General features: G+C 44.9%; 14 protein-coding genes. All 14 read right to left on the bottom strand.

Going from position 1 to position 16,205, the window contains the following annotated elements; genetic code table 11:
- Window positions 1-3: 3 nt before the first annotated feature.
- Window positions 4-423, bottom strand: coding sequence for an amino acid-binding protein (locus KQI91_RS03860; protein WP_216391557.1), 420 nt, complete (start codon window positions 421-423; stop codon window positions 4-6).
- 238 nt (window positions 424-661) lie between these two features.
- A complete protein-coding gene (locus tag KQI91_RS03855) occupies window positions 662-3,037 on the bottom strand; it encodes a ribonucleoside triphosphate reductase (RefSeq protein WP_216391556.1) in 2,376 nt (791 codons plus the stop codon).
- A 234-nt stretch (window positions 3,038-3,271) separates the two neighbouring features.
- The gene (gene hflX, locus KQI91_RS03850; protein ID WP_216391555.1) at window positions 3,272-4,528 is read right to left on the bottom strand and encodes a GTPase HflX; all 1,257 of its coding nucleotides are present in this window, start codon (window positions 4,526-4,528) and stop codon (window positions 3,272-3,274) included.
- 3 nt (window positions 4,529-4,531) lie between these two features.
- Window positions 4,532-5,704, bottom strand: coding sequence for a tetratricopeptide repeat protein (locus KQI91_RS03845; protein ID WP_216391554.1), 1,173 nt, complete (start codon window positions 5,702-5,704; stop codon window positions 4,532-4,534).
- A gap of 32 nt (window positions 5,705-5,736) precedes the next feature.
- The gene (gene glmM / locus KQI91_RS03840) at window positions 5,737-7,083 is read right to left on the bottom strand and encodes a phosphoglucosamine mutase (protein ID WP_216391553.1); all 1,347 of its coding nucleotides are present in this window, start codon (window positions 7,081-7,083) and stop codon (window positions 5,737-5,739) included.
- A 61-nt stretch (window positions 7,084-7,144) separates the two neighbouring features.
- Window positions 7,145-8,062 (bottom strand): nucleotidyltransferase family protein, encoded by a 918-nt coding sequence (locus KQI91_RS03835; protein ID WP_216391552.1) that lies wholly within the window; start codon window positions 8,060-8,062, stop codon window positions 7,145-7,147.
- A gap of 30 nt (window positions 8,063-8,092) precedes the next feature.
- A complete protein-coding gene (gene prfA / locus KQI91_RS03830) occupies window positions 8,093-9,169 on the bottom strand; it encodes a peptide chain release factor 1 (RefSeq protein ID WP_216391551.1) in 1,077 nt (358 codons plus the stop codon).
- Window positions 9,162-10,055, bottom strand: coding sequence for a peptide chain release factor N(5)-glutamine methyltransferase (gene prmC / locus KQI91_RS03825; protein WP_216391550.1), 894 nt, complete (start codon window positions 10,053-10,055; stop codon window positions 9,162-9,164). Before prmC ends, prfA begins: the two co-directional genes overlap by 8 nt.
- Before the next feature lie 21 nt (window positions 10,056-10,076).
- The gene (locus tag KQI91_RS03820; protein WP_216391549.1) at window positions 10,077-11,060 is read right to left on the bottom strand and encodes a DUF1385 domain-containing protein; all 984 of its coding nucleotides are present in this window, start codon (window positions 11,058-11,060) and stop codon (window positions 10,077-10,079) included.
- An 86-nt stretch (window positions 11,061-11,146) separates the two neighbouring features.
- Window positions 11,147-11,350, bottom strand: a complete 204-nt coding sequence (gene rpmE, locus KQI91_RS03815; RefSeq protein WP_022215410.1) for a 50S ribosomal protein L31 — start codon at window positions 11,348-11,350, stop codon at window positions 11,147-11,149.
- 115 nt (window positions 11,351-11,465) lie between these two features.
- Window positions 11,466-13,094: a transcription termination factor Rho gene (gene rho, locus KQI91_RS03810; protein ID WP_216391548.1), complete on the bottom strand. Its 1,629-nt coding sequence runs from the start codon at window positions 13,092-13,094 to the stop codon at window positions 11,466-11,468.
- 279 nt (window positions 13,095-13,373) lie between these two features.
- Window positions 13,374-13,874, bottom strand: a complete 501-nt coding sequence (locus KQI91_RS03805; RefSeq protein ID WP_216391547.1) for a COG2426 family protein — start codon at window positions 13,872-13,874, stop codon at window positions 13,374-13,376.
- Window positions 13,862-14,938: a histidinol-phosphate transaminase gene (gene hisC / locus KQI91_RS03800; protein WP_216391546.1), complete on the bottom strand. Its 1,077-nt coding sequence runs from the start codon at window positions 14,936-14,938 to the stop codon at window positions 13,862-13,864. The genes KQI91_RS03805 and hisC overlap by 13 nt, the downstream gene beginning before the upstream one ends.
- A 94-nt stretch (window positions 14,939-15,032) precedes the next feature.
- On the bottom strand, window positions 15,033-16,205 hold the full coding sequence (locus tag KQI91_RS03795; protein ID WP_216391545.1) for an NAD(P)-dependent malic enzyme: 1,173 nt from the start codon (window positions 16,203-16,205) through the stop codon (window positions 15,033-15,035).

Below are 16,205 nucleotides of genomic sequence, written 5' to 3'. Positions count from 1 at the left end.
GTATCAGTCCTCCAGAGAATTCAGCACACGGAATCCATTATTACTCAGCACATTCTCTGTTACAAACACATCATCTGTCTGAAGAATCATGATCGGAAGGCTGTTTCCTCTGTGATAAGATGTATAAATATAATCAAGATTTACATTGCAGTTTCCAAGTACCTGCAGTACGGTATTCAGTCCGCCGACCTCATCCTTGATATCTACAGCGATAACTTCCGTCACACGGTTCATATATCCATTTTCAGTCAGAAGCTTCTCTGCCTCATCTGCCTGATTTGTCACCATACGGAAAAGTGCAAATTCCGGTGCATCAAAGCATGCAAATCCATAGATATCAATACCTGCTTCTGCCAGAAGGCCAGTAACTTTCTGAAGACTTCCTGCTCTATTTTCAATAAATACGATGTTCTGTTTGATCATTGTTCTCTCTCCTCATCCTCTGCATAAAAGTTAATCAATATTGCATAATATACCAATGAATACCATTATACTCACGTTTTTCTCAAATGTAAAGTTTTGCAAACCAAAATAATATTAGTCCTAAAATAATATCAGGTACTGTCATGTTAAAAAAATCCCCGTGAAGCTTTTCTGCCCCACGAGGATTCCTTTTACTTTCATCTATTGTCATTTCCGAAACACTTATCCACAACTCAGATCAGTCATCCAGCTCTTCATCCACATATTTCTGGATATTGGATGCATTTACGTATTTCTTCAGATGCTCTCCGTCCGTGATGACCAGTGTCGGAGCCTGCATAATACCAAACTGCCGTGCCAGATCCGGGTTCTTTTCTGCATCAATAATCTCCAGGTCTTCTCCTTCCAGCATCTTCTTTGCCATACGGCAGTTCGGACAGGTGCTTGTGGTAAACAGATATTTGTGTGTTTCCACCGGTTCGATCTTCACATCGTCGTCTGTCACAGTTACCATGCTGGTGTGGACTTTCTTGAGCTTGGAATGAAGCACATCGTACAGTGTACGGTTCTTGTACTCCTGTGCCTTACCATCGTTCCAGTTCTGTACAGGACGGTAGTATCCTGTAATACGACTGTAGACTTCTGCTTTTTTGCCACATTTCGGACAGGTAAAGTGCTCACCGCTTAAATATCCATGCTCCTTACATACTGAATAGGTAGGAGAAATCGTGTAATATGGAAGTTTATAGTTCTCTGCGATCTTGCGTACCAGAGATGCTGCTGCCTTCCAGTCCGGAAGTTTCTCGCCAAGGAATCCATGGAATACTGTACCTGAGGTATACAGGGTCTGCAGCTCATCCTGAATATCCAGAGCATCAAAGATATCTGAACTGAATTCTACCGGCAGATGAGAGCTGTTGGTATAGTACGGTGTATCTCCTTTGCTTCCGGCTGTACGGATGTCCGGCCAGCGCTTGCGGTCATGTTTGGCAAGACGATATGCCGTAGATTCTGCCGGAGTTGCTTCCAGATTGAACAGTTCACCAGGATACTCCTCCTGGTAGTCTGACAGACGATTGCGCATATGTGTCAGAACTTCTTTGGTAAATTTCTGTGTACGTGCATCAGTCATATCACATCCCAGCCATCTGGCATTCAGACCAGCCTCGTTCATGCCCACCAGACCAATGGTAGAAAAATGATTGTCAAAGCTTCCCAGGTATCTCTTCGTGTACGGATACAATCCCTCATTCAGAAGTTTGGTGATCACTTCTCTCTTGATGTGGAGAGATCTTGCAGACAGATCCATCAGATGATCCAGTCTTCTGTAAAATTCCTCCGGTGTCTTGGACTGATATGCGATTCTCGGCATATTGATCGTAACAACACCTACCGAACCGGTACTCTCACCGGAGCCGAAGAATCCACCACTCTTTTTGCGCAGTTCACGAAGATCCAGACGCAGACGGCAGCACATGCTGCGGATATCACTTGGTTTCATATCACTGTTGATATAATTTGAAAAATACGGTGTTCCGTATTTGGCAGTCATCTCAAACAGAAGACGGTTATTCTCTGTATCAGACCAGTCAAACTCTTTTGTGATAGAATAGGTCGGGATCGGATACTGGAAGCCACGTCCGTTGGCATCACCCTCGATCATCGTCTCAATAAATGCCTTGTTGACCATATCCATTTCTTTCCTGCAGTCTTTGTACTTGAAGTCCATCTCTTTGCCGCCTACGATCGCAGGAAGCTCTGCCAGGTCGTCCGGAACTGTCCAGTCCAGTGTGATGTTTGAGAACGGTGCCTGTGTTCCCCAGCGGCTCGGTGTATTTACGCCGTAAATAAAGGATTCAATACATTTCTTAACTTCCGGATAAGTCAGGTTGTCCACTTTTACAAATGGAGCCAGGTATGTGTCAAAAGAAGAAAATGCCTGCGCGCCGGCCCATTCATTCTGCATGATTCCAAGGAAGTTCACCATCTGGTTGCAGAGCACACTTAAATGCTTCGCCGGTGCGGATGTGATCTTGCCTTCGATTCCGCCCAGACCTTCTTTGATCAGCTGTTTCAAAGACCATCCTGCACAGTATCCTGTCAGCATGGACAGATCATGAATATGGATATCTGCATTTCTGTGTGCATCTGCGATCTCATTGTCATAGATCTCTGACAGCCAGTAATTGGCAGTAACTGCACCGGAGTTGCTTAAGATCAGTCCGCCTACCGAATACGTAACGGTGGAATTCTCCTTTACCCGCCAATCTTCAACCTTCACATAACTGTCTACGATCTCTTTGTAATCAAGGATCGTAGATTTCATATTACGGATTTTTTCTCTCTGTTTGCGATAAAGGATATAAGCCTTGGCAACATCGCTGTATCCGGCCTGGATCAGAACATTCTCCACACTGTCCTGGATATCCTCTACCGTTACCTTGCCATCCTGTATCTTATTCTGAAAATCTGCAGTAACACGAAGGGCCAAAAGGTCGATCATATCTTTACTGTAATTTTTTTCTTTGGCATCAAACGCCTTATCGATCGCTGCTGTGATCTTATTCATCTGAAATTCAGCAATCTCTCCATCTCGTTTTACTACCTGAAACATGTTAACATTCCTCCCTCTACTGCTGCACCTGTATTCATAAATACGAACAAACTCATGTCCGTGAATCTGCACCTCTGATTGCTGTTTTCTTCATTCACAGCAACCGTGTAGAACCTATTGTATCAGACTCTTATCTATCCGTCAATAGACAAAAAACACCATATATTGTGCCGATAATACAAATGCACAACTATATGGTGTTGTCTGTTTTTTATATTTTTCGCTGTTTTTCCTTTATTTTCGGGCTTTCGGAATCACCGAAACAAAGATTTCCGCCGGTACTCTGGCCTTAACAAAAATTCCATCTTCCCGATATTCTTCAGAGATCAGGCTGCCATACTCACGGATCATCTGAATCATGCCCGCCTCTTTGTAATCATACAGTTCTTCCAGATAGACCTGGCTCTCTGCAAGAAGTTTTGCAAGAACCTCTTTAAATTCTTCCAGGCCTTCTCCGGTACGTGCCGAACACTTCACCGTATAATCCGCCCGGAAATCCCGCATCTGCTCTCCCTGCACGCGGTCCTGCTTATTCAGAAGCGTAATGATTTTCTTTCCTGTTGCCCCCAGTTCACGAAGAGTCTCATAAACTGTATGCATCTGCAGTTCTGCCTGCGGATTGGAAGCATCCACGACATGAATGATATAATCTGCATATTTTGCCTCTTCCAGCGTACTCTTGAATGCCTCGACCAGATGATGCGGCAGTTTTCGTATAAAGCCTACCGTATCCGTCAGAAGAATCTGCTGTCCATCCTTCAGTTCCAGTACACGTGTAGTCGGATCCAGTGTTGCAAACAGCTTATCTTCTGCCAGGATCCCTGCACCGGTCAGCGTATTCAAAAGCGTCGATTTGCCCGCATTTGTATAGCCCACGATCGCCGCAGTCTTGAGATTGCCTCTGGTCCTTTTTCCACGGATCAGCTCTCTGTGCTTTTCTACCTGTGCAAGCTCTGCTTTCAGTGCAGAGATCCTGGTACGGATGAGACGACGGTCTGTCTCCAGTTTTTTCTCTCCCGGACCTCTTGTTCCGATTCCACCGCCCAGCCTGGATAACGATTCTCTCAGACCGACCAGTCTTGCAGAACGATATCGAAGCTGTGCAAGTTCTACCTGTATCTTACCCTCACTGGTTGTTGCACGACGGGCGAAAATATCCAGGATCAGCAGTGTTCTGTCCATTACTTTGCATCCCAGTTCCCTCTCCAGGTTGTTCATCTGTGCCGGAGACAGTTCATCATCACAGATCACACCATTGGCATCCAGTGCTTTCAGAAGTGCAGCCACTTCCTCGATCTTTCCTTTGCCAATGTATGTCCCCGGATGAACCGCCTCACGATTCTGGATTACCTTGCCGGCTGTCACTGCTCCCGCCGTGGAAGCCAGTTCCTCCAGCTCATCCAGAGATGCTGCCACATCCTCATCCTGCTCTGTCTGTACACCGATCAGAATGACGCGTTCTTCTATTTCTTTGAAGTCATAAAACTGCATAGATCAGTACTCCTCTTCGCCGGATTCATCGTATCCGTCAGAACTGTCAGAAGAATCTCCTGTGTCTGCAGATGTATCCTCAGCCGTATCAGATGTTGTATCTGAAGCTGTATCATTACTGAGTTCTCCGTTACGTGACTGAAGGAATGTCAGCTCTTTTGCAGCATTCTCATCATCCGGAAACATCTTGATATATTCCTGCATCTTACTCAACGCAGTCGCAAAATCAAGCTGCTTCTCATATACCACGATCTCGTTAAAGTAAAGATCCTGCATTTCTTCTGTAGATGCATCCTCCAGACCTTTGCTGATATTTTCCAGTGCGCTGTCATACGAGCCTTCATCCATGTCACAGAGTGCAAGTCCATTATATCCTCTCGCCGGATCACTTCCATCCGCCTCCACATACTGCTGATACATGGCTCTCGCATTTGCCGTATCTCCCTGAGCCTGATAAACCATTCCCAGAAGGAGCATTCCCTCTGTACTTTTCTTATTTACCGCCTCTGTCAGTTCTTTCTGTGCGTTGGTATAATCCTGCATGTAATAATAAGCTTTTCCTCTGTCACAGTAATCGGCTGCATCCTTTGGCTCTGTCTGCAGTACCTGCTCCAGATATCTGGTTCCGTCTGCTTCCATATCCTTTTCCAGATATGCTTCATAGATCTGGATTGCCATATCGTATGTGGCATCTGCTGAATACGCTTCTGTAAAATTTGAAGAAGCCTCATCATAAGAATCCATCGCAAGTGCCACGCAGCCAGTCAGATAATACGTATCCGCATCCATCGTATATTCTTCTGCCAGAGTCTGACAGTCAGCCATCGCTGCTTCATAGAGGTCCGCTTTGAGTTCTGCTGTCGCACGATAGGCAAGCATGTCCTTTTTCAGCTTTTTCGTTGCTTTTTCGTTATCCAGTCCACTGGTAAAACAGTCGATCGCATCCTGATAATTTCCCAGATGCAGATTGGAAATTCCCGCTCCCCGATAAGACTCCGTAGTCTTGTATCTGGAAGAAATGGAAGACTGAAATCCCTGCAGGGCATAATCGTAGCTGCCCTGTTCCAGATCCACCGCTGCCTGCTTATATACCTTTTTTTCTTCTCCGCCACAGCCGGTAAGGGCACAGATTCCCAGTCCGGCTGTCAGCATCCATAGCATTCTTTTATTTTTCATTGATATCCTTTAATTTTTCTGCTGCAAAGAACTTATTCTACAATAAGTCCTTCTTCTTCCATGACACGTACCACGTTATTGACGTGTTCTGCACAGATTTCCTGTGTTCCCGCCTCTACCATGACACGAATCAGTGGTTCCGTACCACTTTCACGCACCAGGATACGTCCGTCTGTGCCAAGTGCCTTTGCTGCTGTCTCTACTGCTTCTACAACTTTCGGATTCTCTCTGGCAGTCTTTTTGTCAGCTACACGTACATTTCGAAGGATCTGCGGATATACCTTCATTTCTTTTGCAAGATCACACAGTGTTGCTTTCTGTTCAACACATGCTTCCATGATCATAAGAGAAGTAAGGATTCCATCACCTGTTGCTGCATAGCGGCTGAAAATCACGTGACCGGACTGTTCGCCTCCGATGCTGTAGTTGTTCTCCAGCATATTCTCTGCCACGTATTTGTCACCAACAGCAGTCTGCTCGTAGCAGATTCCCTCTGCCTCAAATGCCTTATAAAGTCCCATATTGGACATAACCGTTGTGACTACTGTATTTCCGTTCAGCTTGCCCTGAGATCTGAGGAATTTTCCGCATACATACAGGATCTTATCTCCATCAATGATATTTCCTTTGTGATCCACTGCGATACAACGGTCTGCATCTCCATCATATGCAAAACCAACATCCAGACCATTCTCTACCACATATTTCTGAAGCACCTCAATATGTGTGGAACCACAGCCTCTGTTGATATTTGTTCCGTCAGGCTCGTTATTGATGACATATGTCTTTGCACGGAGCGCATCAAACACACTCTTTGCGATCGCAGAAGAGCTTCCGTTTGAGCAGTCCAGACCAACTTTGATATTTTTGAAATCACGGCATGGGATAGAAATCAGATAACCGATATAGCGATTACGTCCGGATGCAAAATCCACTGTACGTCCGATATCTTCACGGGTAGCATAAGGAAGCTCCTCGATCTTGCCATCCAGATATGCTTCGATTCTTGCCTCTACTTCCGCCTCAATCTTCTGTCCGTTTCCGTTCAGCAGTTTGATTCCATTGTCATAAAACGGATTGTGGCTCGCTGAGATCATGATTCCACAGTCAAAATCTTCTGTACGTACTGCATAGGAAACACTTGGTGTTGTCGTTACATGAAGCAGATAAGCATCTGCACCTGATGCAGTAAGTCCCGCAACCAGTGCATACTCAAACATATAACTGCTGCGTCTTGTATCCTTACCGATCACGATCTTGGCTTTGTGCTCACGGCCGTAATACCAGCCCACATAGCGTCCTACTTTGAATGCGTGATCTACTGTCAACTGAATATTTGCTTCTCCACGAAAACCATCTGTTCCAAAATATTTACCCATTTTAAACTCCTCACTGTGCCTGTTTATGCACACAATTCTGTATCGCTTCGTCGACCACTGATTATTTGTAAAGATCTGCCGGGTATACGCCCTCTTTTACCAGATTTTCAAAAGCTGCTGTTACAGAAGCTTTGTCTTCCTGATAAGTTACTCCAAACCATGTGTCCTTTGTCTCCAGAACATCTACTTTTGCTTTGCCATCTTTGATCAGACGGTCGATCATTTCCGGAAGCAGATATTCTTTCTTGATATCTCCTTCTTTGCTTCCCTGCAGAAATTCTACAAATCCTTTTTCCAGAGTATCCATAAATACCGGTGTCAGTCCCCACATATTCATGGAAACAAGGCTCTTTACATCCAGTGTCTCTGTATTGCCGTTATCATCGCGGGTTTCTGCACCATCTGCTGTCTTAAAGATGTTGTGTGTTTCTGTAACACCTGTCAGTGCCCCATCCTCAATATGGCAGATTCCTCTGGTAACGCTTCCGTTATCACTCAGGGTATTTCCAAGGCGGAATCCTGCCATGCAGATATGAAGGATACCATCATCCGGCTGCTCCTGTACCAGATAATCATGTACTTTTACATAAGCTTCTTTTCCATAATAGTCATCCGCATTGATTACCATGAATGGCTCGTTCAGTACTGCCTTTGCAGCCAGAACAGCCTGGCCTGTTCCCCACGGTTTTGTACGGTCAGCCGGTTTTTCAAAACCTGCCGGAAGATCTTCCAGAGACTGGAATGCATACTCTACTTCTGTGATCTTTTCGATTCTCTCTCCGATCACACGACGGAATTCTTCTTCCAGATCCTTACGAATGATGAATACCACCTTATTGAAACCAGCTTCCAGCGCATCATGAATGGAATAATCCATGATGATCTCTCCGTTCGGTCCTACCGGTGCGAGCTGTTTGATTCCTTTTCCGAAGCGACTTCCAATACCTGCTGCCATAATGACTAATGCTGTCTTTTTCATAAATATTTCCTCCTGTTAGTTTTGTATTTTTTATTCTTCCTCATTTAATGAACTCAGTTTTGCTGCCTGATCTGCGGCAATAAGGCTGTCCAGGATCTCATCCAGGTCTCCGCCAAGGATGCTGTCCAGGCGATGCAGCGTCAGTTTGATTCTGTGATCCGTCACACGTCCCTGCGGGAAATTGTAAGTACGGATCTTTTCGGAACGGTCTCCGGTACCGATCTGGCTTCTTCTCGCTTCAGCCTCCGCATCATGCTGCTTTGCCAGTTCCATCTCATACAGACGGGAGCGCAGTACCTTAAGTGCCTTATCCTTATTCTTAAGCTGTGATTTCTCATCCTGACAGGAAATTACGATACCTGTCGGAATATGTGTCAGACGTACCGCAGAGTCTGTGGTATTGACACACTGTCCACCATTACCGGACGCACGGAACACGTCAAATTTACAGTCATTCATATCCAGATGGAAATCGATTTCTTCTGCTTCCGGCATGATTGCTACAGTACAGGTAGATGTATGGATACGTCCGCCGGATTCTGTCTCCGGGACACGCTGTACACGGTGAACACCGCTCTCATATTTCAGTCTGGAATATGCGCCCTGTCCCTGGATCATAAAGGTTACTTCCTTGAATCCACCAATTCCATTTTCATTCAGACTCATCATTTCTGTTTTCCAGCGACGGGATTCTGCGTATTTTACATACATGCGATAGATTTCTGCCGCAAACAGGGCTGCCTCATCGCCACCTGCGCCTGCACGGATCTCTACGATTACGTTTTTGCTGTCATTCGGGTCTTTCGGAAGAAGAAGGATCTTCAGCTCTGTTTCCAGTTCTTCCACACGTTTCTTTGCATCTGAAAGTTCTTCCTTCAGCATCTCACGCATTTCTTCGTCTTTTTCTTCTTCCAGCATGGACAGACTGTCCTGTATGGTCTCTTTGTTTTCTTTGTATTCTCTGTAGGCATCTACGATTGGCTGAAGTTCACTCTGTTCCTTCATCAACCGCTGAAAGCGTTCCTGGTTATCCGTCACGCCCGGCTCTCCCAACTCGTTCAGGACTTCCTCAAAACGCACAAGCAAATCTTCTAGTTTATCAAACATTCTGTTCCTCCTGCGTCTGCAATTTTCCGATCACAACCCTGTCCAGTCCGGCAAGGTCTTTTTTGATCTCTATATCTGTAAATCTGTTTTTCTTCAGAATCTCAGCAACTTCCTGTCCCTGGTCACAGCCGATCTCATACATCAGCCAGCCACCTGGTTTCAGATAGTCTCCGGCATGCGCCGTAATTTTCTCGTAAAAGTACAGTCCGTCCTCTTTTCCGTCCAGTGCCAGCATCGGATCATGAAGCCGTACTTCCTCCATCAGTTCCTGTATATCCTGTGTTCGGATATAAGGCGGATTCGAAATAAGCATATCATATTCCGAACTTGTATTTCCACTGTTTTTCTGAAAATAATCCGCAGAAAATGTATCACTTTGTACAAAAACTGCCCGTTTTTCCAGTCCAAGCCGTCTCCGGTTCTCTTTTGCCACTGCCAGTGCATCCTCTGAAATATCCGCTCCGGTTCCTTCTGCATCCTCTCTTTCTTTGAGGATACTCAGAAGGATACAGCCGGAACCGGTACACATATCCAGAACTTTCGGGGCTGTACAGTCCTTCAGATGGCTGAGTGCTTCTTCTACCAGGACTTCTGTATCCTGCCGTGGAACCAACACTCTTTCATCCACATAAAATTCATAGCCCATAAAATATGCCCGTCCGGTCAGATGCTGCAGTGGGATATGCTGTGCACGCTCTGCACACAGAGCAAGATAACGTGCCTCTGTTTCTGTGGCCAGCATATCATCCATATGCGCATAATACCATGCTCTTGTAATATCTGCCGCATACTCCAGAAGGAGCCAGGCATCTAACCTGGCTTCTTCGATTGCAGCAGCATTCAGAATCTGGATTCCATCTTCCAGTACTTCTTTATATGTCCGCATGTTTTTCGTTACTGTGAACAGTTACTCCTTTTCTTCTTTTTCTTCCGGCTCCCAGCCGAATTCTTCTTTCAGATATGCCTTCCAGTCAAAAACAGCCTCCACTGCCGCGATTGCAACTTCCACCATATCTGCTGTCGGTTCTTTAGTCGTCAGCTTCTGCATGGCAAGACCCGGTTTACTCAAAATATCTGCCAGTCTGCTGTCCGTTCTTCCGGCCCACTGAATCATTTCAAAAGAAATTCCAGATACGACCGGTACCATCAGAAGACGCCCAAATAAACGAACCCAGTAAACCGGAACCAGTACAAACACAAAATGAAGGCAGATACTCACCAGCATGACCAGAAACAGAAAGCTTGTGCCACAACGCTTATGCTGTCTGGAACTTGCCATGACATTTTCTACTGTGAGCGGAAGTCCATGCTCCACACAGTTGATGCACTTATGCTCCGCGCCATGATACATAAACGTCCTCTGAATATCTTTCATCCGGGAGATCAGAAGCATGTATCCCATAAACAGTGCAAGTTTTACAAACGCTTCAGCCACTGTTACACCAAACTCTGACACTCCCACATTGCGCAGAAGGCTTGCCAGCGCATACGGAAGCAGCATAAAAGCTGCAACTGAAACTACGATTGAAATCGCCACCGTTATGTACAGAAGCCACTGAAACTGCTTTGCTTCTTTTGCTTTCTTTGCAGAAAGTTCTTCTTCTGTCAGTGTTGCATTTTTGGCAGCCTCTTTTTCGTCTTCCTCATCTCCGGCGATCTCTGCCGAATACATCAGACATTTGGTTCCTACGACAAGGCCATCCACAAAACTTACCACTCCACGGATGATAGGCCATTTCAGAAAAGCAGCCTTGCCAAAAGTACATTTATAGTCCTCTACTTTTAATTCTATTTCTTTGTCCGGACGGCGTACTGCAATGGCATACTTGTCTTTGTGGCGCATCATGATGCCTTCCATTACTGCCTGACCACCAATATTTGATGATTTCATATATCACTCCATTATCACGATAAAAGCAAAGAAAGGTTGAGATTTCCCAACCTCAACCTGTCTCTTGTTTCATTATTCAGTCTGAATTATTTGTTTAAGCCGTATTTTCTGTTGAACTTATCGATACGTCCACGAGCCTGAGCTGCTTTCTGCTGTCCTGTGTAGAATGGATGGCATTTGGAACAGATTTCAACATGGATATCTTTTTTAGTAGATCCTGTTACGAATGTGTTTCCGCAGTTGCAGGTTACAGTTGCCTGATAGTAGTTCGGATGGATTCCTTCGCGCATGATTTTCACCTCTCTATATTTCTTCTATTTTTCTATTCGTATTAACTCAACGAAATTGCCAATTTATTTCGCAGCTTTCTGATTATAACATACTGGTTCTTCAAATGCAAGCTGTTTATAAAAATTTCTGTTTTTTTGCTGTCTGTACAAACTCTTCATTTGTCTTCGTTCTGGAAAACATATTCAGGATCTGTTCAACCGCATCTTCTGCCTTCAGACTGTTCAGTGCACGGCGCATATTGTAGACCGCTTCCTGTTCGTCCGGTGTCAGCAGGAGGTCCTCCCGTCTCGTACCGGATTTCTGGATATCAATGGCCGGGAACACTCTCTTTTCCTGCAGTTTGCGGTCAAGGACAAGTTCCATATTACCAGTTCCTTTGAATTCCTCATAGATGACATCATCCATCTTGCTGCCGGTATCCACAAGTGCTGTTGCAAGGATCGTCAGGCTTCCTCCCTCTCTCATATTACGGGCTGCACCAAAAAATCGCTTCGGCATATGCAGTGCCGCCGGGTCCAGACCTCCTGACAGAGTTCTGCCACTCGGTGTCACACAGAGATTGTATGCTCTTGCAAGTCTCGTGATCGAATCCAGAAGGATCGTTACATCCTGCTTGTGTTCCACCAGACGGCGTGCACGTTCCACAACCATCTCTGAAACACGTCTGTGATGCTCCGGAAGCTCATCAAATGTAGAATAGATGACTTCTACATTGCTTCCACGGATTTCTTCCTTGATATCGGTCACTTCCTCCGGACGTTCATCGATCAGAAGAATGATCAGATGCATGTTTGGATTATTTTTGAGGATTGATTTTGCCACATCCTTGAGAAGAGTGGTCTTACCTGCTTTTGGCGGGGACACGATCATGCCTCGCTGTCCTTTGCCGATCGGACTCAGAAGGTCCATGATCCTCATGGCAACTGTGCCGCCCGGTCGTTCCATACGCAGACGCTGATTTGGAAAAATCGGTGTCATATCTTCGAAATTGTATCGTCTCTGTCCTTCACTTGGCGGAAATCCATTGATGGAATCCACATACAGAAGTGCGCTGAACTTCTCCCCCTGTGTTTTGATACGGATACTTCCCTTGAGAATATCACCGGTCTTCAGATTAAAACGGCGGATCTGTGACGGAGACACATAAATATCATTTTCACCTGGCAGATAATTTGCACAGCGTATAAAACCGTATCCATCCGGAAGGACCTCCAGAATGCCGTTTGCCTTCTCACCACTGTCAAGCTGCGCCGTCTCTGCCGGAGTCGGATTTTTATGTGCATACTCTGTTCCATCCTGATAGTTATTACGTTCCTGATAATTATTACGTTCCTGATAATTATTGCGTTCCTGGTAATTATTACGTTCCTGGTAATTATTGCGCTCCTGGTAGTTGTTGCGTTCCTGGTAATTATTACGTTCCTGGTAGTTGTTGCGTTCCTGATAATTATTACGCTCCTGGTAATTATTACGCTCACGGTAACTGCCGCGTTCCTGATATGATTTTCTCTCACCAGCGTCGTATGCCGGTTTCTGTTCACGCACTCTGTTTTCCTGTCTGATCGGTTCCGCACTGGTCTCTTTCTTTACTTCTGCTTCTTTTTCAGACGTTTCCTTCTCGTCTTCCTGAAGCATTCTTTCGATCAGTTCCGGCTTTCTCAATGTGGAAATGCCCTTCAGTCCTCTTGCTTTTGCAAGATCTTTTAACGTTGCAAGCGACAATGATTCGTATTTTTCTCTCATAAAAAAACCTCTCTGTCTTCTTATCTTATATTCATTTGATGCTTTTCTCTACGGAATATCTGTCTGAATCGACATGAATTTCAGAAATACCGGAAAGATGCTGTATCACCGTACAGCATCCACCGATAAAGCCGTCTTTCTCTGAGACTGACTGTGCAGTCCTGCAGTTGAAATTTACATTTAGAAATATTTTAACACAACTTCAAAGTCATGTCTATAAATTAGAACACTTGTAGTCACAAAAGGCTGAAATGATAACTGTTCACGCTTTCCTGAAGATCAGTGTATCAGATTTCCTACGATTCCATAGGAAACTACATACATGATAACCGTAGCCATGATCAGTCCACAGAAAATAGCGATAGAGGACTTCTTGATATCCACCTCAAGAAGAGATGCGATCAGCGATCCTGTCCACGCGCCTGTACCCGGCAGCGGAATTCCTACGAATAAAAGCAATCCCAGAAATTCATAACGCTTGATCTGGTCACTTTTTCCCATCGCACGGTTTTCCATTCTGACGATCAGATTGTGAAACAGCTTCGTTTTCTTGAGGACTTTAAAAATCTGGCGGATAAACAGCAGGATAAACGGAATCGGGATAATGTTCCCGATGATACAGATCGGAATCGCTTTTGCTGCTGAGACCTTGAGCAGTGATGCCGCCAGAAGACCTCCCCTCAGTTCCAGGATCGGGATCATAGAGATAATAAAAATGATCAGTTCTCTGGAAATATGCTGTGAAAGATTATCTGTAAACCACTGTACTAAAACTTCCATAAATTCTCCTTTTTTAAATATTCTTTGACGAAACCAAGGAAAGTCTCCATCTCTTCTCTGGTTCCGATCGTAATACGAAGATGATTCTCCGTTCTTCCACCCGGGAAGTAGCGCACATAAATATGATGCTCTCTCAGTGCCTGGAACAGTTTCTGTGCCGGGCAGTTCTCATGTGTCGCAAAGATAAAGTTTGCTTTGGAATCCTCAAAGGTAAATCCAAGCTTTTTCAGTTCTTTCTTTGTCCATTCCCTCGTTTCAATGATCTTCGTACAGGTTTCCAGAAAATATTCCTGATCTCTGATCGCAGCCACACCTGCTGCGATGGAAGTACGGTTCATCGTATAGGAATTGAAAGAATATTTTACATCGTTCAGATATTTGATCAGTTTCGGGCATCCCATCGCATATCCGATACGCATTCCTGCCATGGATCTGGATTTGGAAAATGTCTGAACAACCAGAAGATTTTCGTATTTTTCGATCAATGGAAGCGCTGACTGTGTACCAAAATCCACATATGCCTCGTCTACGATCACGATCACATCCTGATTATGTGCCACAATATCTTCAATATCACTTAAAGGAAGGGAAACTCCCGTCGGTGCATTCGGATTCGGGAAAATAATGCCTCCGTTTTCTCTGAAATAATCTTCTTTTCTGATATGAAAATGTGCGTCCAGTTCCGGTCTTTCATATGGGATACGGAACAGATCTGCCCATACATCATAAAAAGAATACGTAATATCAGGAAACAGGATCGGTTTTCCTCCATTAAAAAAGGTCAGAAAACTCATGGCAAGCACATCATCAGAACCAACTCCTACAAATACCTGCTCATCCTGCAGGCCGTATTCCTCTGCGATCGCATGGACAAGATCCTTTGCTGCAGGATCCGGATAAAGTCTCAGTGCATCTGTTTCTGTATCTCTGAGTGCCCTGGCAACTCCCGGTGCCGGTGGATATGGATTTTCATTTGTGTTTAATTTTATCATATCCGGCTGATTCGGCTGTTCTCCCGGTGTATAAGGAGTCACTCTGCGGATATTTTTTTCCCAGTTACTCATCTTCATGTCTTCTTTCTTCTTTATATTTTTGATACACACGACTTGTTATGTGCTGTGCGAGCTCATGTGGATTCAGAACTTTATACCCTGTGTATCAGATACGTGCTACGCCGGTTTTTCTTGCAGCCTCTGCAACTGCTTTGGCTACTGCTGGTCCAACTCTCTTATCAAATGCTTTCGGAATGATATTATCTTCAGAAAGTTCTTCATCTGAAATCAGATCTGCAATCGCTTTTGCTGCTGCGATCTTCATTTCTTCATTGATGTCACTTGCTCTTACATCAAAAGCTCCGCGGAATACTCCCGGGAATACCAGAACATTGTTGATCTGGTTCGGGAAATCGGAACGTCCGGTCGCAATAACTCTTGCGCCGCCTTTTCTGGCTTCATCCGGCATAATTTCCGGTGTCGGATTTGCCATTGCAAATACAATGGCATCGTCTGCCATAGTACTTACCATCTCTGCAGTCACGATATTCGGTGCAGATACACCGACAAAAATATCTCTGCCTTTCATTGCGGTCTTCAGATCACCATGAAGCTGCTCTTTGTTTGTTTTTTCTGCGATTTCTTTCTGTGCCGGATTCATCCATTCCTCACCAGGTGCAAGAATTCCCTTGCGATCGACCATGACCACATCACCGATTCCCAGTTCCAGCAGCAGCTTGCAGATGGAAATGCCCGCAGAACCGGCTCCATTGATCACAACCTTTGCTTCTGAGAATTTCTTTCCTACAAGTCTCAATGCATTGGTCAGTCCTGCTGAAACTACGATTGCGGTTCCGTGCTGATCATCATGGAAGATCGGAATATCACATTTTTCTTTGAGTTTTTTTTCAATCTCAAAACATCTCGGTGCGGAAATATCCTCCAGATTGACTCCGCCAAAAGATCCCGAGATCAGATAGATTGTATTTACGATCTCATCTACATCATTACTCTTGATACAGAGTGGAAATGCATCTACATCGCCAAAAGCTTTAAAAAGTGCACATTTTCCTTCCATTACAGGCATTCCTGCTTCCGGTCCGATATTTCCGAGACCCAGAATTGCAGATCCGTCTGTTACGACCAGACACATATTCCATCTTCTGGTAAGATCATAAGATTTGTTTACATCCTTCTGGATTTCCAGACACGGCTGTGCAACGCCCGGTGTATATGCAAGCGAAAGATCATCTTTGTTCTCAGCCGGTACTCGTGTGACAACTTCGATCTTGCCTTTCCATTCTCCATGTAATCTCAGTGATTCTTTTGCGTAATCCAT

The sequence above is a fragment of the Blautia sp. MSJ-19 genome, assembly GCF_018918125.1.
In the GTDB taxonomy this organism is placed as follows: Bacteria; Bacillota; Clostridia; order Lachnospirales; family Lachnospiraceae; genus Blautia_A.
Note: the sequence above shows the minus strand (reverse complement) of the source record. Positions and strands in the feature narration are given on the sequence as shown.

Excerpts from the sequence above, each read along its gene's own strand:
- KQI91_RS03845 (WP_216391554.1), bottom strand. The coding sequence starts at position 5,704 with ATGAAAAATAAAAGAATGCTATGGATGCTGACAGCCGGACTGGGAATC.
- rho (WP_216391548.1), bottom strand. The coding sequence starts at position 13,094 with ATGAGAGAAAAATACGAATCATTGTCGCTTGCAACGTTAAAAGATCTT.
- KQI91_RS03820 (WP_216391549.1), bottom strand. The coding sequence starts at position 11,060 with ATGAAATCATCAAATATTGGTGGTCAGGCAGTAATGGAAGGCATCATG.
- KQI91_RS03795 (WP_216391545.1), bottom strand. The coding sequence starts at position 16,205 with ATGGATTACGCAAAAGAATCACTGAGATTACATGGAGAATGGAAAGGC.
- glmM (WP_216391553.1), bottom strand. The coding sequence starts at position 7,083 with ATGGGTAAATATTTTGGAACAGATGGTTTTCGTGGAGAAGCAAATATT.
- prfA (WP_216391551.1), bottom strand. The coding sequence starts at position 9,169 with ATGTTTGATAAACTAGAAGATTTGCTTGTGCGTTTTGAGGAAGTCCTG.
- hisC (WP_216391546.1), bottom strand. The coding sequence starts at position 14,938 with ATGAGTAACTGGGAAAAAAATATCCGCAGAGTGACTCCTTATACACCG.
- rpmE (WP_022215410.1), bottom strand. The coding sequence starts at position 11,350 with ATGCGCGAAGGAATCCATCCGAACTACTATCAGGCAACTGTAACCTGC.
- KQI91_RS03805 (WP_216391547.1), bottom strand. The coding sequence starts at position 13,874 with ATGGAAGTTTTAGTACAGTGGTTTACAGATAATCTTTCACAGCATATT.
- hflX (WP_216391555.1), bottom strand. The coding sequence starts at position 4,528 with ATGCAGTTTTATGACTTCAAAGAAATAGAAGAACGCGTCATTCTGATC.
- prmC (WP_216391550.1), bottom strand. The coding sequence starts at position 10,055 with ATGCGGACATATAAAGAAGTACTGGAAGATGGAATCCAGATTCTGAAT.
- KQI91_RS03855 (WP_216391556.1), bottom strand. The coding sequence starts at position 3,037 with ATGTTTCAGGTAGTAAAACGAGATGGAGAGATTGCTGAATTTCAGATG.
- KQI91_RS03860 (WP_216391557.1), bottom strand. The coding sequence starts at position 423 with ATGATCAAACAGAACATCGTATTTATTGAAAATAGAGCAGGAAGTCTT.
- KQI91_RS03835 (WP_216391552.1), bottom strand. The coding sequence starts at position 8,062 with ATGAAAAAGACAGCATTAGTCATTATGGCAGCAGGTATTGGAAGTCGC.